The 21,024-nt window shown below is 53.4% G+C and carries 16 protein-coding genes and 1 riboswitch; of the genes, 11 read left to right on the top strand and 5 right to left on the bottom strand.

Features of this window, described 5'->3' with window-relative positions:
- The first annotated feature begins 76 nt into the window (after positions 1 to 76).
- Positions 77 to 283, top strand: a riboswitch (cobalamin riboswitch).
- 106 nt (positions 284 to 389) lie between these two features.
- From JK176_RS10715 to JK176_RS10700, 4 genes are read left to right on the top strand one after another with little or no spacing between them, the layout of a single operon-like run.
- Positions 390 to 2,348 carry a TonB-dependent siderophore receptor gene (locus JK176_RS10715; RefSeq protein ID WP_249194438.1) on the top strand — a complete coding sequence of 653 codons (1,959 nt, stop codon included), beginning with the start codon at positions 390 to 392 and terminating at the stop codon, positions 2,346 to 2,348.
- 34 nt (positions 2,349 to 2,382) lie between these two features.
- Positions 2,383 to 3,198, top strand: a complete 816-nt coding sequence (locus JK176_RS10710) for an ABC transporter substrate-binding protein (RefSeq protein ID WP_211587839.1) — start codon at positions 2,383 to 2,385, stop codon at positions 3,196 to 3,198.
- Entirely contained in the window at positions 3,195 to 4,181 is a 987-nt protein-coding gene (locus JK176_RS10705; RefSeq protein WP_211587838.1) for an iron ABC transporter permease, read from the top strand. Before JK176_RS10710 ends, JK176_RS10705 begins: the two co-directional genes overlap by 4 nt.
- Before the next feature lie 10 nt (positions 4,182 to 4,191).
- Positions 4,192 to 4,962 (top strand): ABC transporter ATP-binding protein, encoded by a 771-nt coding sequence (locus tag JK176_RS10700; protein WP_211587837.1) that lies wholly within the window; start codon positions 4,192 to 4,194, stop codon positions 4,960 to 4,962.
- Here JK176_RS10700 and JK176_RS10695 read toward each other — a convergent pair.
- Positions 4,887 to 5,909, bottom strand: coding sequence for a bile acid:sodium symporter family protein (locus tag JK176_RS10695; protein ID WP_211587835.1), 1,023 nt, complete (start codon positions 5,907 to 5,909; stop codon positions 4,887 to 4,889). The two genes, JK176_RS10700 and JK176_RS10695, sit on opposite strands and share 76 nt — an antisense overlap.
- A gap of 249 nt (positions 5,910 to 6,158) precedes the next feature.
- On the opposite strand from JK176_RS10695, the gene JK176_RS10690 reads away from it, so the two are divergent.
- The 5 genes from JK176_RS10690 to JK176_RS10670 all read left to right on the top strand — a co-directional run bounded on the left by JK176_RS10690 (position 6,159) and on the right by JK176_RS10670 (position 12,476).
- Positions 6,159 to 7,601: a glycosyltransferase family 2 protein gene (locus JK176_RS10690; RefSeq protein ID WP_211587833.1), complete on the top strand. Its 1,443-nt coding sequence runs from the start codon at positions 6,159 to 6,161 to the stop codon at positions 7,599 to 7,601.
- A gap of 457 nt (positions 7,602 to 8,058) precedes the next feature.
- Positions 8,059 to 9,042, top strand: coding sequence for an ADP-glyceromanno-heptose 6-epimerase (rfaD, locus tag JK176_RS10685; RefSeq protein ID WP_211587831.1), 984 nt, complete (start codon positions 8,059 to 8,061; stop codon positions 9,040 to 9,042).
- A gap of 50 nt (positions 9,043 to 9,092) precedes the next feature.
- Positions 9,093 to 10,313, top strand: coding sequence for a glycosyltransferase family 9 protein (locus tag JK176_RS10680; RefSeq protein WP_211587829.1), 1,221 nt, complete (start codon positions 9,093 to 9,095; stop codon positions 10,311 to 10,313).
- A gap of 9 nt (positions 10,314 to 10,322) precedes the next feature.
- Entirely contained in the window at positions 10,323 to 11,504 is a 1,182-nt protein-coding gene (locus JK176_RS10675) for an FkbM family methyltransferase (RefSeq protein ID WP_211587827.1), read from the top strand.
- 15 nt (positions 11,505 to 11,519) lie between these two features.
- On the top strand, positions 11,520 to 12,476 hold the full coding sequence (locus JK176_RS10670) for a WcbI family polysaccharide biosynthesis putative acetyltransferase (protein ID WP_194261019.1): 957 nt from the start codon (positions 11,520 to 11,522) through the stop codon (positions 12,474 to 12,476).
- 466 nt (positions 12,477 to 12,942) lie between these two features.
- On the opposite strand, the gene JK176_RS10665 is transcribed toward JK176_RS10670, so the two are convergent.
- From JK176_RS10665 to JK176_RS10650, 4 genes are all read right to left on the bottom strand, one after another.
- Positions 12,943 to 14,235 (bottom strand): NAD(P)/FAD-dependent oxidoreductase, encoded by a 1,293-nt coding sequence (locus JK176_RS10665; protein ID WP_211587825.1) that lies wholly within the window; start codon positions 14,233 to 14,235, stop codon positions 12,943 to 12,945.
- A 228-nt stretch (positions 14,236 to 14,463) separates the two neighbouring features.
- Positions 14,464 to 15,855, bottom strand: a complete 1,392-nt coding sequence (locus tag JK176_RS10660) for an NAD-dependent succinate-semialdehyde dehydrogenase (RefSeq protein WP_211587823.1) — start codon at positions 15,853 to 15,855, stop codon at positions 14,464 to 14,466.
- 247 nt (positions 15,856 to 16,102) lie between these two features.
- The gene (locus tag JK176_RS10655) at positions 16,103 to 16,699 is read right to left on the bottom strand and encodes a TetR/AcrR family transcriptional regulator (protein ID WP_211587821.1); all 597 of its coding nucleotides are present in this window, start codon (positions 16,697 to 16,699) and stop codon (positions 16,103 to 16,105) included.
- 166 nt (positions 16,700 to 16,865) lie between these two features.
- Positions 16,866 to 17,522 (bottom strand): TetR/AcrR family transcriptional regulator, encoded by a 657-nt coding sequence (locus JK176_RS10650; protein WP_211587819.1) that lies wholly within the window; start codon positions 17,520 to 17,522, stop codon positions 16,866 to 16,868.
- A gap of 336 nt (positions 17,523 to 17,858) precedes the next feature.
- Here JK176_RS10650 and JK176_RS10645 point away from each other — a divergent pair, with 336 nt between their 5' ends.
- Entirely contained in the window at positions 17,859 to 19,355 is a 1,497-nt protein-coding gene (locus tag JK176_RS10645) for an aldehyde dehydrogenase family protein (RefSeq protein WP_211587818.1), read from the top strand.
- Positions 19,355 to 20,950 (top strand): GMC family oxidoreductase, encoded by a 1,596-nt coding sequence (locus JK176_RS10640; protein WP_211587816.1) that lies wholly within the window; start codon positions 19,355 to 19,357, stop codon positions 20,948 to 20,950. The genes JK176_RS10645 and JK176_RS10640 overlap by 1 nt, the downstream gene beginning before the upstream one ends.
- Positions 20,951 to 21,024 lie beyond the last annotated feature (74 nt).

Genomic DNA, 21,024 nt, shown 5'->3' with positions numbered 1-21,024 from the left:
GAAAGCCATGTTGCGGACTTTACTGTGTCAAATCTGTCACAAAAGGTCTTTTGTATTTGACTTGCCCTGTGCAGGGCGCTTCATGACAGCTGACGGTGCCCGTTTGCGCGGGTGAAAAGGGAATGCAGTGTGAAACTGCGGCTGCCCCCGCAACTGTAAATGCTGGCTGCTACCCCAACAGGCGAGCAGCACGATTTCAGGACAGAACCCACTGGCGCAGGCCGGGAAGGGACCTGAAGACGGAGCATGAGCCAGGAGACCTGCCGTCAGCATGAGTTGTCCGAAGGACGGTCCGGGCGGGGTGCATCGGAACGCCGGGTCAGACCGCGCGACGGCGGGTCTGCCTCCTTCTTGAGGGCAACGCAGAACGACGAGACACCACCATCACCATGCCCCGTATTTCCCGCCTTCTTCTTGCGACAAGCATGCTCGTCGCTGTTCCGGCGCTGGCGTCCGTTCCGGCACAGGAGCCGGTTTCGCCGCTGAAGCCCAAGGCATCTCCGGCTCCGAAAGCCGTTTCATCGTCCGTCCCCGAGACTGTTACGGTGACGGCAAACCGCATCCCGCAGGATCTGAGCAAGGTCGGCTCGCAGGTTACGGTTGTGACCCAGCGTGACATTGAACTGCTCCAGCGGCGTGACCTCGCCGACCTTCTGTCGCGCGAGCCGGGCCTGAACATGGTGCGGACGGGTGGCCCCGGTGGTACGGGGTCGATCTTCATGCGCGGCACCAACGCCAACGAAGTGAAGGTGCGGCTGGACGGGATGGACATCAACGATCCGTCCACCCCGGCCGGGGCGTTCGATACGGCGCAGTTCCTGACGGATGGGCTGGCCCGCGTGGAAATCCTGCGCGGACCGCAGAGCGGCCTGTATGGTGCGGATGCGATGGGTGGTGTCATCGACATGACGACCAAGCAGGGGCAGGGACCTCTGCATGGTTTCGTCCGGCTCGAAGGTGGCAGCTATTCCACCAAGAACCAGACGGCCGGGTTCTCGGGATCGCTCCATCGCTTTCATTATATGGTCGAAGTTTCGCACAACCATGTCGGCGACTATCAGGCCGTGCCGAAAGATATTCGCGCGCAGGTTCACGGTCATGACGTTGCGTCCAACCGCAACGACAACCGCACCGCCAATGTGCGCCTCGGCTATGACGTGACGGACAATTTCGATCTCGGTTTTACGGCCCATCTGACGCAGGCGGATTACGAATACGTCGCCGACGATTACAGCTCCTACCCGGCGCTGCCTTCAGCCCAGCAGAACGAGAGCGATCTCAAACAGGCCATCCTGCGCGGAACGGCCCATCTGAAATCCTTCAAGGGTGTGTTCGAGCAGACGCTGGGCGTCGGGTACGTTACTTATCGCCGCCACGACATTACGGCCGGGGAATCAGACATTGCGTCCAATCGTGGTGACCGGTTGAAAGTGGACTGGCAGGGCCTGACGCATCTCGGCCATAACGGCTCATTCCTCGTCGGATATGATTATATCCGCGAGCGCATCCTGACGCCGATCGACGCCCAGACCACGACGAACGCCGCCTGGGGGCAGCTTGAGGGGCACTGGCACGACATTCTCTTCGGCTCGGCCAATATCCGTTACGACAACAATTCGCGTTACGGCAATTACGTGACATGGCGTGTGGCCCCGGCTGTAAAAATCCCCGGAACGGGTCTGACGCTGAAGGCCAGCGGTGGCTCGGGCTTCCATGGCCCGTCCCTGAACCAGCTTTTCGTCAGCTACCCGGCCTATTATTTCCTCGCGAACCCGAACCTGCGGGCCGAGCGCCTTCTGGGCTTTGACGCCGGGTTTGAAGAGCGCCTTCTGAACGGCAAGCTGACCTTCGGTGCCGACTATTACGGCAACCATGTCCGCAATCTCATCAATACCGCGCTGTCGGGCTACAACTACACCTATGTCAACGTCGCCCGTGCCCAGACGCATGGTGTTGAGGCATTTGTCGATTACCGCATCATCAAAAGTGTTGATCTGCGCGGCACGTACACCTGGACCGATGCCACGGACCGCAGCACGGGCGCGGCCCTCGTTCGTCGTCCCCGTCACAAGGCGACGGCCAGCGTCATCTGGACGCCGACCAAGCGCCTGAGCATCACACCAAGCCTGCTTTATGTCAGCGGCTGGCACGATCTCGACCGGTACACGTCCATGAGTACGATCGGCCATGATTATGTGACGGTGAACATTGCCGCCGAATACAAGCTGGCCAATTTTGTCACCCTGTTTGCGCGTGGCGACAATCTGGGGAACCGGTATTATGAAAACCCGGTCGGCTACCTCCAGCCGGGCCGGTCTTTCTACGGCGGTGTGACGTTTGGCCTTTAAGGCGTTCCTTCACGTCCTTTCAGCCCCGGCGGCAGTGCTTCTGCTGTCGGGCGCTCTTGCCGGATCGGCCTGTGCCGGTCCGGTGCGAACCCGTATCGTCTCGCTTAATCTGTGTACGGACGAACTGCTGCTCGAACTGGCGGACCCGTCCCATATCCTCGGCCTGAGCCCGTTGGCGACGGATTGCGCGGAATCCGTCCGCTGCGAACTGGCGCAGACCTATCCCGTGCAGCGCCCTGACGGGGAGAACCTCGTCGCCACTCATCCCGATCTTGTTCTAGACGGCACATGGCACCGCCCGACCGCCGCGCTCGTGACGGGTGCCCTGCATGTTCCGTTCGTCCAACTCCCCTCTATCGCGTCCCTTGCGGACATTCCCGTTCAGATCCGGACCGTCGCCCACGCCATTGGCGAAGAGGCGCGCGGCGAGGACATGATCCGCGCGTTTGCGGACCGGCTTGAAAGCCTCCATCCTGCCCAGCCGGAAAAAATCCTGACGGCGACGGTTGTCGGCGCGAATCTTGCGGGAGAAGAGGGGGGGCTGATCTCCGATCTTCTCAAACGCGCCGGGTTCCGCCTGTCCGCTTCCGAGCGCCCGGATGGCACCATCGCGCTCGAAACTCTGATCGCCCATCCGCCAGACCTTTTGGTAACCGATATGATTTCCGAAAGTTCGTCCCTGGCTGAAAATGTCGTTCACCACCCCGCCTTACAGGGACGATTTACAGGCGCGCACCGTCTGGCGCTCCCCGGCCGTTTGACAATGTGCGGCACACCCGAGACCCTCGATGCGCTGGAGGCGCTGGTCGCCGCGCATGATCGCCTGACCGCAGCGGAGCCTTCACCATGAGCCGTTATGTCCTGATCGTCGCTGTTCTGGGGGTATTGGTTCTGGCTCTTGCCATCGTGTCGCTGGCCGCAGGCCCGGCGGGGATTGGCGTCCTTCAGGGGCTGTCCGATATGCTGCATGGCCGCGAGACGATCGCCGCGACCATCATCGGCCAGATCCGCCTGCCACGCATGATTCTCGCCCTGCTGGTTGGCGGGACGCTTGGTCTGTCAGGAGCGGCCCTTCAGGGGCTGGTCCGCAATCCGCTCGCCGATCCGGGCGTGCTCGGTATTTCGGGCTGCGGAGCGCTTGGGGCGGTCCTCGTCTTTTACACCGGCGTCTCGGCCGTCTGGGCGCCCGCGCTTCCACTGGCGGCATTGTTCGGCGCCGGGCTTGCAACGCTGCTGCTTCTGGTCCTCACGCGCGGCGGGACGCTCGTTCTGGTACTGGCCGGTGCGGCACTGGGCTCCATGAGCGCCGCCCTTCTGGCCCTGACGCTCAATCTCGTGCCAAGCCCTTATGCCTCCTACGAAATCATGCACTGGCTGATGGGCTCCTTGTCCCGTGCGAGCCTGCATGACGTTCTGATCGCCTTGCCCGGCCTGCTGATTGGGTCGGCGTTTCTGCTCGGGACCGGACGCTCGCTGGATGCCCTGACCCTTGGTGAAGACGTAGCCCATACGATGGGTTTTTCCCTGCGCGCCGTGCAATGGCGCGTCGTGATCGGAACGGCCTTGGCTGTTGGAAGCGGTGTGGCGGTCGCGGGCGGGATTGGGTTCGTCGGCCTCGTCATGCCGCATCTGCTGCGCCCGTTCGTCGGAGCGCGACCCTCACGTCTGTTGTTGCCGTCCGCGCTGGGAGGGGCCGCACTGCTGCTGGCAGCGGACCTGTTCGTGCGCCTGCCTGTCAGTGGTACCGAACTGCAACTCGGCGTCGTCACCTCCCTGATCGGAACGCCGGTTTTCTTCTGGCAGGTCTGGCGCCTGCGCGGACGGCCGGTATGAGGCACGAATCATGATCCTTCAAACCGACACACTCAGCCTGACCCTTCAGGGGAACAAGCTTCTGCATGACATCACGCTCGACGTCCGCCCCGGCGAAGTGCTTGGCGTGATCGGCCCGAATGGCGCAGGTAAAAGCACGCTCCTGCGCGTCATGGCCGGGCTGCTTCGTCCCGAGACCGGGCGTGTCCTGCTGGACGGGCAGGACCTGTTCTCCATGCCGCCCGATCAGCGCGGGCGGCATCTGGCTTATCTGCCGCAGGACGCCCCGGCCGCCATCGGCATGAGCGTGCAGGATGTTGTGACACTTGGTCGTCTGCCTCATCGCCGCACAGCTTCGGCGGAGCAGGATATGGCTGCCGTTCAGCAGGCGCTAAATGCCGTGGGAATGAGCGCGTTTTCCAACCGCTCCTCCGCCAGTTTATCAGGTGGCGAACGCGCGCGTGTTCTGCTCGCCCGGGCGCTTGCGGTGCAGGCTCCCGTCCTGCTGGCGGATGAGCCGGTCGCAGCGCTCGATCCCGCTCAGGCCCTGATGGTCATGGAGTGGTTTAACCGGTATGCGGCGCAGGGTCAGGCCGTGGCCGTCGTCCTGCACGATCTGGCGCTCGCAGCCCGTTTCTGCACCCGGATCGCCGTATTGTCGGAAGGTGCTCTCGTCAGCATCGGCACGCCATCAGACGTACTGACGGACGCGCTCTTCGCCGAGGTTTACGGCGTGGCGGTGCGGCGCTGCGGAGAGGTCGCCGTCCCCTGGTCGCTGGTGTCAAGAAAACGCGTGCTATAGCGCCGGGCCAGCAGCGTGCAGGTGAAAAGCTGGATCTGGTGATAAATCATGAGTGGCAGCACGATGATGCCGACCGACGCCGCCGGGAAAATGACGCTCGCCATCGGCACACCTGACGCCAGAGACTTCTTCGACCCGCAGAACTGAAGCGCGATGCAGTTTGATGTTGTCTGTCCAAGCCCCTTGCCCATCAGATGCGACAGACCCAGAACCAGCGCCAGCATGGCACTGTCGAGCAATGCGACTTCCAGAAGATGCGCGCCCGAAACACGATGCCAGATCCCCTCCACCACGGCGGAACTGAACGCGGTATAGACCACAACGACGATAGACCCGCGGTCGGTAAATGAGATCAGGATCTTGTGCTTGCGCACGATCGGCCCGACCCATTTCTGTAGGATCTGCCCGAGTGTGAAGGGCAGCAGAAGCTCTTTGCTCACGTCGAGGATAGACCCCAGCGGGGAATGCTCCGCCCCTACATGCCCGAGCACCAGCCCGGTCAGCAGCGGCGTCATCGCAATGCCTGCAATGTTGGAGACCGTCGCGGCACAGATTGCCGCCGTAACATTGCCCCTCGCAATGGAGGTCAGTGCGATGGAAGACTGCACGGTGGACGGTAGGCAGCACAGGAACAACACGCCCGACCACAGTTCCTCGCCGAACAGCGCATCAGGAAAGATCGCCCGGAACAGCAGATGAAGCCCGACCCCGAGCAGAGGAAACAGAGCGAACGTGCAGAGCAGAACGCTGCCTTGAAGTTTCCAGTCCTTCACGCTGTCCACGATAGCGTGACGTTCGAGCTTCGCGCCCTGAAAGAAGAACATGAAGGTGATGAGGATCGTCACGACATGCTGAAGAAGATGCTCCATCTGTCCGCGGCAAGGCAGGATGGAGGCCAGCGCAATCGCGCAGATCAGGGAAAAGAGGAAAGGGTCAAGGCGCTTCATGCCGCACTATGTCCGTATTCACCCTGAACATGCAACGGTTCGGGAAATGAGGGGTTCCAAACCGTTTCGGGATTTGATCGGTGCCCCCTAGGGACATGTTTGACACCTGCTGGTATCTGGAAGGCCCTTCGGACATTTTATCTTGCCTCATCAGGTTGTTACAAACTCCTTAATTCTTACCATGCGGATCTTTTCCAAAAGACAAACCAACGATATGTTATTTTCCATCTTCGATGGAGTTACATTTCTATGGCTGGCAAGTTAGGTATTGGGATTATTACCTATAATAGAAAAGATATTCTTTTAGAGACAATCCAAAATATCTTCCGTTTTACAAAAGTACCGTTTGATTTTGTTGTGGCTGATGACGGGTCTTCTGATGGCACTCAGAAAACCCTAAAAGAGATGCGGATCACATGTGTTACCGGAGATAATAGAGGAATAGCGTGGAATAGAAATAGAGCTATTTGGTATCTTAAAAACGAAAGAAAATGTGACAATATCATCATCTTTGAAGATGACTGCAAGCCTGTAGAATTCGGGTGGGAGCAACAATGGATTGATGCGTTAGAGTCCTTTGGGCATATCAATTATATGCCTGAGATCACCATCGAAATAGACAATGATATTTCCTCCGGATCGGGAACAGCCGTCGATCCTTATATTGCGCCCATGCATCAGGCATTATGTGTGGGATATCACGCAAAAGCTCTTGATTACGTCGGGTTCTTGGATGTCAGATTTAAGAAATATGGCGAAGAGCACGTTGAACATACACACCGGTTTCTCCGAGCAGGCTATGGAGGTCTGCCTCAATACCTTACTCCGGAACGGGGGCAGGTTTATTATCTTCGCGGCGGGCTCAGTGTTATGCCTTCCGAAAGTCATGGAGATCATGAAATTGCCAGCTATAATCAGCGTGTTCACGAAGAGATCAAAAAGGATCCCATATACCGTTCGCCCTGGAGAACGGACGAGCAAATGTTTTTATTCAGAGAAGAAATTAATTCTTCACTGAATCGTCCTTCAACAAATAACGATTTCGAAGACAAAGAATTCGATTCCATAATTTCGTTGGGAGGAGACCATCGCTCTTCCTTATTTGTGGAAAGTTTCTTTCATAAAACAGGTCCGGACCTGTTTGGACAGTTTATTACGCCTTTTCATACACTGATATCGCTATTTGAAACGAATTTTGAGCATCTCCTCTCTACGGTATGCCTGTATGGATATTATGATGCCTTGCGATGCCGTGAAACATTATTGATTTATCATAAAAATATTAACAATATTGCAGAGCCAGCAGAAAGGGTTGGAAATTTTGTCTCCAATATAGATGATACAAGAAAAAATTATCGTCCTCTAATTGAGAAGATGGATAGTGCGTGTGATGGTTCCAAAAAGGTTCTATTTGTAAGGGACTGGCGGGACAGTTATCTGTACGCGGGAAGTCATCGTCCTGAAGGCTCTAATCCAGCTGATTTTCAGCGTCTTATTAAAGCTATATCTGCCCGCTATCCTAATCTGGACTTTAAAGTCTTGTTCGTTAATTTTGGCTCTTCGGCTAAGGCTGATCCTAGAATGCTATTTTATAACACCGATGTCCCAGATATCTGCGAAGTCGAAAGAGAACAGGAAGCATGGAATCAAATGTTCAGGAATTTGAACATATCGTGCCGTATACAGGACTAACATTTAACTGAATTTCGAAATAATAATAGTAATCTATTGCCTGTATGCCGTCGCCGCAATGCGGTCGGCATACAAAGGGTTTCTTGATTCTGTGTGATAAAAGACAGTTTTTGGCAAGAATGGGCGTAATTCAACACTGCTCTTTACGAAGAGCAGTGAATGCACTCCGATCTGACGGAAAAATCAAACGATCATTGACGATCTTCTGTCGCGCTGGTTGGTGAAACGTTGTGAGCAATGAATCAACGTTGCAGAAATCATGATCCACATCCTCATGGGAAGCCTGATGATATGCCGAATTGCTCATCCATGAGGTTTCAAAAATCTCTTCACACACTGAAAAATTGAGGAAAGTTCGCGCATTGGAGGAGTGTTAGCTATAAGGGTTTCAGTATATAAACCGCTTTTGGTTCGTAAGTTACACATACGGTAATTTCTAGTAGAGCAGGAATATAGGATGATTGTTGTTACCGGAGGAGCCGGATTTATTGGGTCTAATATCGTTGCGTCTCTTAACGAATCTGGCCAAAATAATATTGTCGTCTGCGATACTCTCGGGTCCGAAGGAAAATGGCAAACCCTTGGGCGACGAATCGTGCAAGACGTCATTCCTCCGGATGAACTGATGTCGTGGCTACAGGGCCGCACAGACATTGAAGCCATTGTTCACATGGGCGCCAATTCATCCACCCTGGCTCAGGATGGGGATGAGGTCATGAAAAGTAATTTTCGGTTCTCCCTGAAGCTGCTTGACTGGTGTACGGAGCATCAAGTCAAGTTTATTTATGCCTCATCGGCTGCGACCTACGGTGATGGCAGCCATGGCTTCGACGATGATATTTCTCTCTCGTATTTGCGCCAGCTGAGACCTCTCAACCTTTATGGCTGGAGCAAGCATCTCTTCGATCAGGTTATCGCTACCCGTCTTGAGAACAGGGAAAAATTGCCTCCCGTCTGCATCGGACTGAAATTTTTCAATGTCTTTGGACCCAATGAGCAGTTCAAAGGTGGAATGATGAGTCTGGTCTCTAAATATTTTCCCCTCATCCGAAATGGCGAAACCGTAAACCTGTTTAAAAGCTACAAACCTGACTACAAAGATGGAGAGCAGCTTCGTGACTTCGTCTATGTCCTGGATATAACCCGCACCATCGAATGGTTACTGCAACACGCTCAGGGCGTCGCTCTTTACAATCTTGGGAGCGGCGAAGCGCGGAGCTTCCTGGATCTTATGTATGCCATTTTCGATACGCTGGGTCTGGAAAGACGGATCCGTTTTGTTGAAATGCCCGAAACAATGCGTGAGCGTTACCAGTATTATACCAAAGCTGATCAGAAGCGTCTGCGAGCAGCAGGTTATCCTGTGCCGTCCACTTCTTTGGAGACAGCGGTACGTCATTGCATCGACACGTATCTCAATTCTGAAGACCCTTATCGTTAAGCTGCATTGTCCATTTTTCACTATGGAATTTAGAGTAGGATTGTCTCGCCGTGCATTCAGATGACATATTGCACTCTCATGACTGGCAGTACGGCAATGGCAGTCGTTCTCTATTCGGCATTGCAGAGCGTTGGTCTGATTTGCCTGGCTATCAGGCCTTCAACAAAAAAGTGCCTCTTGAGCGCATCTTGCTGATCAAGGCGGATGCCATAGGTGACTTCATTTTATCGCTTGATGCTATGCTCGCCATGCGTCAGGCGTTTCCTAACGCACATCTGACATTAGCTTGCGGACCCTGGAATGTAGAAATTGCACGGGCACTGGATTTCTTTGACGAAATCCATGTCGTAAATTTCTTCGAATCCCGTGCAGACATACCCAGGCCGCCTTTCTCCGTTAAGCTCCTTAATGGCCTCGAAAAGAAATTCTTCGATCTTATCGTGGATGTGCGTATCGATATCGATACACGGGTCATGTTTCCTCATCTTCAGGCAACTTATAAATGTGGCTTTGATTCAGGCTCGCATAAATTAAATCAGATGATGACCATGTGGCTCCCACATGCCATGCCTCCAGGAACAGACATGAACCTGGGCATGCATCAGACCCTTCTGATGAAAAGACTGGCTGACAGTGTTATCGGCCTGTTCCGGACCTCTCCAGATATCGGTCGACTCTTGAGGGAACGCCTTGCGCAACCTGCTGCTGTCGATTTGGGATTTGCTCAGGGGCGCATCGTTGTCGCTATAAATACTTCGTCCGGGCGTTTGGTAAAAAACTGGCCTCTGAGTCGTTATCAGTCTTTGATTTCATGGCTCTGCAACAAAATGAAAGTAGCGGTTTTTCTTTTGGGGGGACCGGATCAGAAAGAAGATTCGGATTATCTTCTGGAAACCTGCCGAACACCTTTTCTTGCGTCTTTTATTGGTCAAACGACTTTAAGAGAATCCATGGATCTGCTGACACGCGCTGATTTATATATCGGCAATGATACGGGCCTGACCCATATGGCGGCGAGAATGGGAGTCTCATCGGTCAGTATTTTTTCCGGCATTGATCCTACCGCTATGTGGGCACCTGTCGGGGAAGACGTTACCGTTCTGCGCGTTCCCACACCCTGTTCAAGTTGCCATATTTTGCAGCTAAAAGACTGTAACCACAATCATAGCTGTATTCTCGATATCACTCAGGAAGATGTGCGGGCGGCTGTTAGAAACAAGATTATCGCGGCCCATCGACGCCGCATGATGACCGGCGTAATTGGGGCATAAGGATTTCACATGTTTCAGATGGCAAAAAATATTCGCAGTTTTCCACGCGATGTTTTCAGCGTTCTTAAAATTATTCTTGATAGACTGGATATACTCTCAAACAGGGTGGATGTTCTTGAGAGAAAGAAAATTATCATACCGCAGTCTCTTATCCGTGAAATGACTGCGGGTATGTCTTCCGTAAACGAGTTCTGTGATGAAACAACTCAGTTTCTGATCGAGCAGCATCGCGATATCACCAATTTGCTGAATACCCAGAAAAAGCTGTTGGAGCAAAGCACCAATACAGAAGCCCTGGCCAGAATCATTGTACCTGCAATGGAGCAGAGCATCCCATTCATCGTTCAGGAACAGATCGACAGGTTAGCGCGTCTTTCTGAAACTCAAAATCAGAAGCTGGAGGTTTTGGAGAGTCTGGCGCGTGCCCAAGAAGCAGTCTTTCCAAGCTGGAACGCGACGCCCGAAGGGTCGGAGGAAATACGCCATATTCTCCGCTTCCTTGCCCCAAGGAGAGCAAAAGACGTCGAAAAATGCCGTGTTGGACGTGATTACGATGGCGGATATGTCATGCTTGACAGTTTTCCATCGGGAAGCGTGGCAATTTCCCTGGGCATCAATGATGATGTTTCTTGGGACCTCGCTGTTGCAGAACGCGGTTGTGACGTCTTTCAGTACGACCATACTATTAGCGCATTACCGCAGTCGCATGAGCGTTTTCATTTCTACTCCCAGCGTATTACAGCCCAGGAAGAAGAGGAGGGGCGTCTCCTTCGGGATGTAATTTCGGATAACGCTATTCCTCAAAATGCCCCGATCATTCTGAAAATGGATATCGAGGGAGATGAATGGTCGGTTTTCGATACAACCTCCTTGGATATCCTCGAACGGTTCACTCAGATTGTTGTGGAATTCCATCATTGCGAGCGTCTTGCAGAGCAGGAATTCCGTGCGCGAGCAGAAAGGGTTTTTAAGAAGCTGGCAGAGAAATTTTTTGTTTTTCATGTCCACGGGAACAACTGCGGCAATCTCGTAAATGTGCAGAATATTATTCTGCCGGAATCTCTTGAGATCAGTTTTGCTCGAAAAGACCTTTATTCATCCGAAGAGACTGATGAACTTTTCCCGCAGGTTCTCGACATGCCTAATCAGGAAGGGCGTGCAGACTTCTATCTTGGCTGTTTTAGATTCTGACGGGAAATTGTATCCATGACATGTCGCATAGGTTTTTTAGGGAACTGTCAGGTACAATCCTACAGTGCTTTAACGCCCCTTATGGTCGCCGGAGCTGAAGTTGTAGCGCTGGATTATTCACGGCCCGAAACCCGTGAAGAGGCTGTTCGTGAGCGGTTTGTTGAGCAGTTGGAAGACTGCGATTATATTTTTACCCAAACAGCGTCCTTTTCGATCACAAACGAAACAGCTCTGCGTGAACGTTTTGGTTCGAAAGTCAAAACAATTGCAAACTTCTATTTTCGAGGGCTTTTTCCCGATAGCTGTATGATAGGCAGCTTTGGAAATCGCCTGGATAAACCTACGGCTATTAACAGCATTGTTATTCTGGATGCCTTCCTTCGGGGAGAAAGCGAAGAAAATGCTGCCCATTGTTTTAACAGGGAAAACTATAGTCGGCTTGGTCTCCTGCAGGCATGGGAGAACAGTATGGCGGAAATGTTTCGCCGTGAAGGGAGCAATAGTGTCGATGTTCCAGGCGCAGCCCTCATGGAACAGGCCTGTTTGCGCTATCCCGCATTCATCACAATGAATCACCCTTCTCTCGCCCTGATGTCAGAATATCTTGAGAAGGTTTTTCTGCATTCTGGTGTGATCTATAGAAGTATCAACCCTGTTATTATCGAAGACCCTCTGGAAGAGCATGATACAACACCGATCGATAATCTGGTTGCTGAAATGCGAAACCTACCTTATCGGGGGTCGGGCTATTGGCGCATCAATTCGTTGGGGCGTAGATTTATAAATCGTGCTGAATTGATTTCGCAGTTCTATGATACGTATAAAAATACACCACGTAGAGATCTTGTTGTTCACTCCCCAAGCGATTTGACCCAATATTATTCTAACGAAAGTAATCTACGTTTTCTGGTAGATCCAGATGCGCCTGTTATCCAGCCCCCTATGAGGGCCAGTCTGAAACGTCGGTTTTAATATTTCCATATCTTTGGTCCTGAATTAAAACCTAACCAAGGATATGAAAGCCCTTATCTAGACGCGGCACTCATAGCCAAACCCACTCACTGCGAGATACCAGCGCTCATCGCCGCGATAAGAATTCTCCACTGATCGGGCTTGGTAAACTCTATTATGGAAACGATGATGAGGTCTGATCATACACAAAACGAGGACGTTGGTTTGCCTGGAGATGTTCCAACCCTGAATGCAACACATGAGGGTCAGCAGCATGAATCCTCTATAAGGTGCGATAATCCGCAGGACAGCGTGCCGAATGAGGAAAAACAGTTTGAATGTCCCTGTTGCGTGAACCCTTGGTTTCGCTGATTGATAATCGCTCACATCAGCAGACATTCTGCGCAGAAAAACACATGAATGTTTTTCCGTTTGACAGGTTTTGGTCTGTCGGAAATCCATAACTTCAAACAGACCGGATACCTCATCAGTCCAGCCGAATGGAGGGACGGACAAAACCTTCCACCCAGTCCGAGAAAAAGGAAATCAAACCGCGATAGTATCCAAACAATTCGATTTGATGCTGTCGATACAACATAATATGACCCAGCCTTGCCGACAGGCCGTGAGAAAAGCCACCACCCCAGACAGTCCCTCCCGGTAAGGCTGCCCAGCCGTTGTATTTACCCAACGCCACGATGGCGCCTTTGTTGTGGAAGATGCATCCTGGCACGTCCCGCCCATGCTCAATCCATGCCGGCAAATGTCGCCCCAGATGATTGGCCTGCTGTCGCGCAACCTGTGCTGTCGCTGGTAATGGATCGTTTTCGATGAACGAGCAGTCTCCCATGGCAAAGATATTCGGATCATCTTTCGACGAAAGATTGTCATGAACCAGAATCTGCCCGGACCGGTTTAGTGGCAGGCCGCCATAAGTCTGTGTGACCTGCGGGGCTTTTACGCCAGCAGCCCAGACACGAAGTTTGGCCGGAACATGTGTGCCATCCTTGAGAATGAAACCGTCCGCATCCGCGCCGGCAACACGGGCACCGGTTCTGACCGTGACGCCAATCCGCTCCAGTTCATTTTTGGCCGCTTCGGAAACCGATTCAGGGAAGGCGGGTAAAATACGCGCCCCGGACTGCAGGAGCGTGACATGCAGCTTGGGGGGGGTACGGCCGAAAGCATGCAGGCTGTAGGGATCTACAATATCAAGTGCTTTGTGCAGTTCCGCTGCAAGCTGTGTCCCTGTTGCCCCTCCGCCAACGATCGCGATATCCAGTTCCGAGGTGTTGGCGAATGCTTTGAGTAACTCCATGCGGAATTTTTCATTGAAGTGGTTGGCATCGACCAGATTGTCGATCGGCAGACAATGTTCCTTTACACCTGGTGTACCGAAATCATTAGCGCAGCTACCAATCGCCAGCACCATGGCATCATAGCGCAGGGTACGGCTATCCAGGACGAGCGTGCCATCAGACGCATAAAATGGATTGAGAACAACCTCCTTCTTGCAGCGGTCAACCGAGACAACCTCTCCGGGCCAGAATTCAAAATGATACCGGCTGGCCTGCGTGATAAAACTGATGCGGTCGTTTTCGTTTAAAACCGTTCCCGCTGCAAAACAGTGAAGCATCGGTTTCCAGACATGGGAAAAACTTTTGTCGATAAGGGTAATCCGGGCTTTGCCACGCTTACCAAGGGACTTTCCCAACTGGGTTGCCAGAGAAAGTCCGGCCACACCTCCGCCAACAATCAGAATTTCAGGACGAGACGTCATTGGTTTACAAGCCTCTGTTTGCACGGCTCCTGTCAGAAAAACCATATTTGTCTGAATCAAACAGGGTTTTCTGACACACTGAAAGCTCCGGATGACGAAGTGTTATCCGCTGGCTTCAAGATTCATGCGTTTTTCTTGAGAAAGGTCCGTCAGCCAACTCCCGGCGTCATGCGTGATCAGACGCCGGGGTCAGAAGGCAATGGGAATAATTCCATTGCCCTTTTTTCATTACAGAGGAGCGTCAATATCAACGATGTTGATCAGCTTGTGATTGACGAACTCCTTGATGCCCAGACCAATCAGTTCACGACCGAAGCCGGAATTCTTGATTCCCCCGAATGGCAGGTCTGCCTTGGGAATGAGCGGATGATTGACGAACACCATGCCCGTGCGGATGCGAGATGCCACATGGGCGCCACGGGTTTCATCCTTCGTGAAAACGGCGCCGCCCAGCCCATAGGGGGAGTCATTTGCGATGCGCACCGCATCATCTTCATCCTTGGCACGATAAAGCTGCGTTACCGGCCCGAAAAATTCCCAGTGCCGGGCGGCATTGTTGCTGTCCAGCCCTGTCATCAGAACCGGCTGGAAGAAAGAGCCTTTTTCGGGCACGGGGGCCCCAATGACCTCAACTTTCGCACCATGTTCCTTGGCTTCTTTAACCTGGCGTTCCAGATCTTCCTTTGCGCCCTGGGAGCAGACGGGTGCCAGCGTTGTTGCCGGGTCCATCGGGTCGCCAGCCTTCAGTTCGGCAACACCCTTTTTATATAATTCCAGGAAACGATCATAAATGGCATCAGCCACAATAAGACGCTTGGCGGAAACGCAGACCTGACCGGCATTCCAGTGGCGTCCAATCACCGCAAACTTTGCTGCCTTTTCAACGTCTGCATCTTCCAGAACGATGAAAGCATCTGCCCCACCCAGTTCCATCATGGATTTCTTGAGCGCCTTGCCTGCCGTGGCGGCGATGATGGTTCCTGCCCCTTCGGAGCCCGTCAGCGCAACGCCGACGACACGGGGGTCACTCAGGATCATCTCGGTATGATGACGGGCCGTGTAGAGATTGCGGAAAAGCCCGGCCGGAAGACCGGCTTCCTTCATCAGTTCTTCGCAGATGGCGGCGCATTGCGGCAGGTTTGACGCATGCTTCAGAATGACCGCATTACCAGCAGACAGCTGTGGCGCAATGATGCGGACAACCTGATAAAATGGAAAATTCCACGGCTCGATCGCAAGAACAATTCCCAACGGCTCATGCACCAGAACAGCCTTGCCTTCGGCAGGATCGGCAACTGGCAGAGATTCCGGTTTCAACAGCTCTTCGGCGTATTTGGCGTAATATTCGAAGATCTCGGCGGAAAGGATGACCTCTTTCTTCGATTCCGAGAAAAGTTTGCCCATTTCCAGTGTTCCAAGACGGGCATATTTATCGACGTCACGACGCAGAATGTCAGCTGCGGTCTTCATGATTCGTGCGCGTTCGGCAAATGACGTCTCACGCCATTTTTCGTAGGCAACATTGGCCTGCGTCAGAGCAGCCTGAACCTCCGCATCTGTTGCATTCGGGAAAGTTGCCAGCACTTCGCCGGTAAAAGGATTGGTACTTGCGTAAGCCATTCTTACCTCGTGTTGCATATGTGGAAAAAGTGACGCTGAGCAGAGCAGGCCACCGTCATACAGATGACCATCAAGCTCCAACCGATCCGGATACGAAACATATGGCTCTCTGCTGAATGGGCAGAGCACGGCATCAAGAAAACTCCCTTCTCAGGCGGTCTTTTCCAAAAAATTAGACCGGTCGACTATTATTAGACCGGTCGTCTACAGAATCGAGCCAACAGGAGGCAGGGCCTCGCTGCTGGCTTCAGGTATGATCGAGAAAGCTTTTCGTCGCTACCCATGCATTATCAAATGGATGTGAGTCCCTCGTGATTTTGACCATCAGGGTTGCGCCAAGCCATTGCTGATAAAGTGCTTGTGCGAGAATATAGGAATTCATGGCGGACTGGATGGACCCATCCGCCTGGCCTCCCCGAATGATCGCCGTAATGCGCTCGACAGCCTGTTCCGTTCCTTTTTTGAGGATATGCCGCATGCGTTCGGAAAGGTCGGAAACCTCGGCTCCCAGCTTAACGATCAGACATTTGTCGCCTGTTTTTCCATCGACGTGTGTTTCCCACCAGAACTGGCAATAGGCGAGAATTTTTTCCCGGCCATTTTTCCGGGAAGCACCGAATATGACGTCCATCTTGGCCAGATAATCCGAGATATAAAGATGGAGAAGCTCTTCGCCAAACGCCTCTTTGGACTCAAAATAATGATAAAAAGAGCCTTTTGGAATCCCGGCGACCTCAATGATCTGAGAAATACCAACCGCCGAAAAACCCTGACTTCCGATCAGGGGGCGGGCCGCATCCACAATGGTGCGTCTGGCAAGCATCTGTTTGGTTGAAACGGTCATCTGTCATTCATGCGTCTGGTCGTCGGACGGGTCAATATCTTCTGCGGGGTTTCGGGGAGACAGAATAATTTCAGCCGAAATCTGGCCTGATATCGGCAGACAGTCCGCACCCCAAAAAATCATACTGAACCAACTGACCACACGATAGATAGGGTATATTTTATAATTACTTACATACGAGGCGGCATATGGTTTCAATATTAAAATCAATTCTCTCTTTAAGCGCTTCTGATGCTGTAAAGTCGCGTTCAAATATGACCGATCCGGTAAATCTGTTGGTAAAATAATAGTAATTTATTGAGGCAATGGTGATGTTTAACTGTGCTGCGTCAATGCCGTCACGGAAAATATTTTCCCGAACCCCCCGATCCAGAAGCGTTTGGATACGGCGAACGAATTTCTGGCTGATCGTTTTCAAGGTAGGCGAATTTTTGATATGGGCGGCCTTGCAAAGGTTTTCACTGTTCACGAGCGTGATGAACTCGGGATTTGCAATGTAATATTCCCATGTGAAGCGGACGAGCGTCTCAAGAGCGGTTCTTGGGGGGAGATTCTCCAGATCCAACAAATTCTCTTCCGCGCGGATTTTGAGATATTCCCGTTCCAGTACCGTTCTGAAAAGGCCGTCTTTACTTTCGAAATAATGGTAGAGCATTCTCTTATTGGCTTTGGCATCCAAGGCGATGGCATCGACCCGTGCGCCTTCAAGACCATTCTTTGAAAATTCCTTTTTGGCGGCTTCAAGAATGCGCAATTTTGTGGCGTCCGCGTCCCTCACACGTTTTTTCGTCGCCTGGGACAATCTGCTTTTCTCAAGGGGCATCAGGGCCTGTTCCGCACTCAATATGGACGCTCTTTTTGGGGGAATCCTTCCCAAAAGAAAAGTAGTGCCTAAAATCACATATAGAATGATAAAAAATATCAACGTAACGTGATTTCATGCTGGTGCACCCCTGAGATATGTGTAAGTAACTAAACGGTGCGTTATGCGTTGGGAAGTTGGAGCCTGAGCGTCTCCGGTCAAATGAAAGCGAGGAGCATCCGAGAGCGGAAATTATACGTTTCGATATTTCCCGGATCATCCACGTCAGAACAGTAAAAACCGGGCTGCACCTTGGAAAAAGGAATGACAGCTCCAAAGTCGGCAGGAATAAGTCTCATGAATGTTGTTGCAAAGAATATTTCTTTACCGTCAAAGCCTCGTACATTCGGATTCTTTGTTGATGGAGAATGGCGCGAAGGTAAGGAATTCTTCGACCGCTCTTCGCCCGCACATGATGTTCCCGTTACCCGCATTCCACGATGCACCCGTGAAGATCTTGATGATGCTGTGGCCGCTGCCCGTCGCGCCTTCGAAAATGGAAGCTGGTCGGGGCTTCCATCTTCCGAGCGCGCTGCGGTTCTTCTGAAGGTTGCGGGCCTGCTGCGTGAGCGCCGTGATGACATTGCTTATTGGGAAGTTCTTGAAAACGGAAAACCCGTTAGCCAGGCCAAGGGTGAGATCGACCATTGTATCGCCTGTTTTGAAATGGCCGCAGGTGCTGCGCGTTTGCTGCATGGCGATACGTTCAACAATCTGGGTGAGGGACTGTTCGGCATGGTCCTGCGTGAGCCCATCGGTGTTGTCGGGCTAATCACGCCGTGGAATTTCCCGTTCATGATCCTGTGTGAGCGCGCACCGTTTATTCTCGCGTCAGGCTGCACACTTGTCGTCAAGCCCGCCGAGGTGACCAGTGCCACGACGCTGCTTCTGGCAGAGGTTCTTGCGGATGCGGGCCTGCCAAAGGGCGTGTTTAATGTGGTGACAGGAACAGGACGCACGGTTGGTCAGGCCATGACCGAGCATCAGGATATCGACATGCTGTCCTTCACCGGTTCCACGGGGGTTGGCAAGTCCTGCATCCATGCGGCAGCGGACAGTAACCTCAAGAAACTCGGGCTCGAACTGGGCGGCAAAAACCCCATTGTGGTGTTTGCTGACAGTGACCTCGAAGACGCGGCTGACGCGGTGGCATTCGGGATCAGCTTCAACACCGGCCAGTGCTGCGTTTCTTCCAGCCGCCTGATCGTCGAGCGGTCCATCGCTGAGAAGTTCGAACGTCTGGTTGTGGCAAAAATGGAAAAGATCCGCGTTGGTGACCCGTTTGATCCCGATACGCAGATCGGCGCCATCACGACGGAAGCTCAGAACAAGACCATTCTGGACTATATCGCGAAAGGCAAGGCCGAGGGTGCTAAACTGCTTTGCGGTGGCGGGATCGTCGATTTCGGCAAGGGGCAGTATATCCAGCCCACGCTGTTCACGGATGTGAAGCCGTCCATGGGCATCGCGCGTGACGAAATCTTCGGCCCGGTTCTGGCCTCCTTCCATTTCGACACTGTCGATGAGGCGGTTGCGATTGCGAATGACACGGTCTACGGCCTCGCCGCATCGGTCTGGAGCAAGGATATCAACAAGGCACTGGCCGTAACCCGTCGCGTGCGTGCGGGCCGTTTCTGGGTCAATACCATCATGAGCGGTGGTCCGGAAACGCCTCTGGGTGGCTTCAAGCAGTCTGGATGGGGGCGTGAATCTGGCCTGTATGGCGTCGAGGAATACACGCAGATCAAGTCTGTCCATATCGAGACGGGCAAACGTTCGCACTGGATTTCATAATGACGCGCGGCTTTGATTACATCGTTGTCGGTGGCGGTTCGGCTGGCTGTGTTCTCGCAGCCCGTCTTTCCGAAAATCCGTCCGTTCGTGTCTGCCTCATTGAGGCGGGGCGGCGGGATACGCATCCCCTGATCCACATGCCGGTCGGCTTCGCGAAAATGACCACGGGCCCGCACACCTGGGACCTTCTGACGGAACCGCAAAAGAACGCAAACAACCGTCAGATCCCTTATGTGCAGGGACGGGTTCTGGGCGGTGGCTCGTCCATCAACGCAGAAGTTTTCACGCGCGGTCATCCGTCCGATTTCGACCGTTGGGCTGAGGAAGGCGCAGATGGCTGGAGCTTTCGGGACGTCCAGAAATACTTTATCCGCTCCGAAGGAAACGCGATTTTTGCAGGGGACTGGCACGGCACGAACGGACCGCTGGGCGTTTCCAATCTCGCAGAGCCAAACGCGACCAGCCGCGCGTTCGTGCAGAGCTGTCAGGAAATGGGGCTGCCTTACAATCCTGACTTCAATGGTGCGTCACAGGCAGGGGCTGGCATCTACCAGATGACCATCCGGAACAACCGGCGCTGTTCCACGGCTGTAGGATATCTGCGTCCGGCTCTGGGGCGCAAAAACCTGACGGTTGTAACGCGTGCTCTGGTTCTGAAAATCGTGTTCGACGGCACACGCGCCAAGGGTGTGCAGTACATTGCCAACGGCACTCTTGAAACCGCCGAGGCCACGCAGGAAATCGTTGTGACAGCGGGCGCCATCGGCACGCCGAAGCTGATGATGTTGTCAGGCGTTGGCCCTGCCGCGCATCTGCGGGACAAGGGAATTTCGGTCGTGCAGGATCTGCCTGGCGTGGGCGAGAACCTACAGGACCATTTCGGCGTGGATATCGTGGCCGAACTCAAAACGGATGAGAGCTTCGACAAATACCGCAAGCTGCACTGGATGCTCTGGGCAGGCCTTGAATACACGATGTTCAACTCCGGCCCCGTTGCGTCTAACGTGGTTGAAGGGGGGGCCTTCTGGTATTCGAACCCGTCTTCGGATGTGCCTGATTTGCAGTTCCATTTTCTCGCCGGTGCCGGGGCGGAAGCTGGAGTGACATCCGTTCCCAAAGGAACGTCCGGTATTACGCTCAACAGCTATGTGCTGCGGCCGAAGTCACGCGGAACTGTCCGCCTGCGCTCGGCGGACCCGAGGCTTAACCCAATGGTCGATCCCAATTTTCTGGGCGATCCCGCCGATCTGGAAACCTCTGCGGAAGGCGTTCGGCTGAGTTATGAGATGTTCTCCCAGCCCTCCTTGCAGAAGCACATCAGAAAAACCTGTTTCTTTAGCGGTAAACAACCGACGATGCAGATGTATCGTGACTACGCGCGGGAACATGGCCGGACGTCCTATCATCCGACATGTACCTGCAAGATGGGGCGGGATGAGATGTCCGTCGTCGATCCGCGCCTGAAGATTCATGGTCTTGAGGGCATCAGGATCTGCGACAGTTCGGTCATGCCCTCGCTGCTGGGGTCAAATACGAATGCCGCAACAATCATGATCGGGGAGCGGGCGGCGGATTTCATTCAGGGGAATGCCTGAACCGGGATCTGCCCGCACCTTCTGTAACTACGGGATAACGGAAAAGCCGTGCAGCCATGCCGGACTCTTTCGTT

This window comes from Gluconobacter sp. Dm-73 (genome assembly GCF_018256215.1).
Classification (GTDB): Bacteria; Pseudomonadota; Alphaproteobacteria; order Acetobacterales; family Acetobacteraceae; genus Gluconobacter; species Gluconobacter cadivus.
This window is presented reverse-complemented; position numbering and strand designations above follow the sequence as displayed.

Coding starts and splice junctions, on each gene's coding strand:
- JK176_RS10690 (WP_211587833.1), top strand. CDS start 6,159: ATGGCTGGCAAGTTAGGTATTGGGATTATTACCTATAATAGAAAAGAT.
- JK176_RS10700 (WP_211587837.1), top strand. CDS start 4,192: ATGATCCTTCAAACCGACACACTCAGCCTGACCCTTCAGGGGAACAAG.
- rfaD (WP_211587831.1), top strand. CDS start 8,059: ATGATTGTTGTTACCGGAGGAGCCGGATTTATTGGGTCTAATATCGTT.
- JK176_RS10665 (WP_211587825.1), bottom strand. CDS start 14,235: ATGACGTCTCGTCCTGAAATTCTGATTGTTGGCGGAGGTGTGGCCGGA.
- JK176_RS10675 (WP_211587827.1), top strand. CDS start 10,323: ATGTTTCAGATGGCAAAAAATATTCGCAGTTTTCCACGCGATGTTTTC.
- JK176_RS10660 (WP_211587823.1), bottom strand. CDS start 15,855: ATGGCTTACGCAAGTACCAATCCTTTTACCGGCGAAGTGCTGGCAACT.
- JK176_RS10695 (WP_211587835.1), bottom strand. CDS start 5,909: ATGAAGCGCCTTGACCCTTTCCTCTTTTCCCTGATCTGCGCGATTGCG.
- JK176_RS10650 (WP_211587819.1), bottom strand. CDS start 17,522: ATGCCCCTTGAGAAAAGCAGATTGTCCCAGGCGACGAAAAAACGTGTG.
- JK176_RS10645 (WP_211587818.1), top strand. CDS start 17,859: ATGAATGTTGTTGCAAAGAATATTTCTTTACCGTCAAAGCCTCGTACA.
- JK176_RS10670 (WP_194261019.1), top strand. CDS start 11,520: ATGACATGTCGCATAGGTTTTTTAGGGAACTGTCAGGTACAATCCTAC.
- JK176_RS10640 (WP_211587816.1), top strand. CDS start 19,355: ATGACGCGCGGCTTTGATTACATCGTTGTCGGTGGCGGTTCGGCTGGC.
- JK176_RS10705 (WP_211587838.1), top strand. CDS start 3,195: ATGAGCCGTTATGTCCTGATCGTCGCTGTTCTGGGGGTATTGGTTCTG.
- JK176_RS10715 (WP_249194438.1), top strand. CDS start 390: ATGCCCCGTATTTCCCGCCTTCTTCTTGCGACAAGCATGCTCGTCGCT.
- JK176_RS10655 (WP_211587821.1), bottom strand. CDS start 16,699: ATGACCGTTTCAACCAAACAGATGCTTGCCAGACGCACCATTGTGGAT.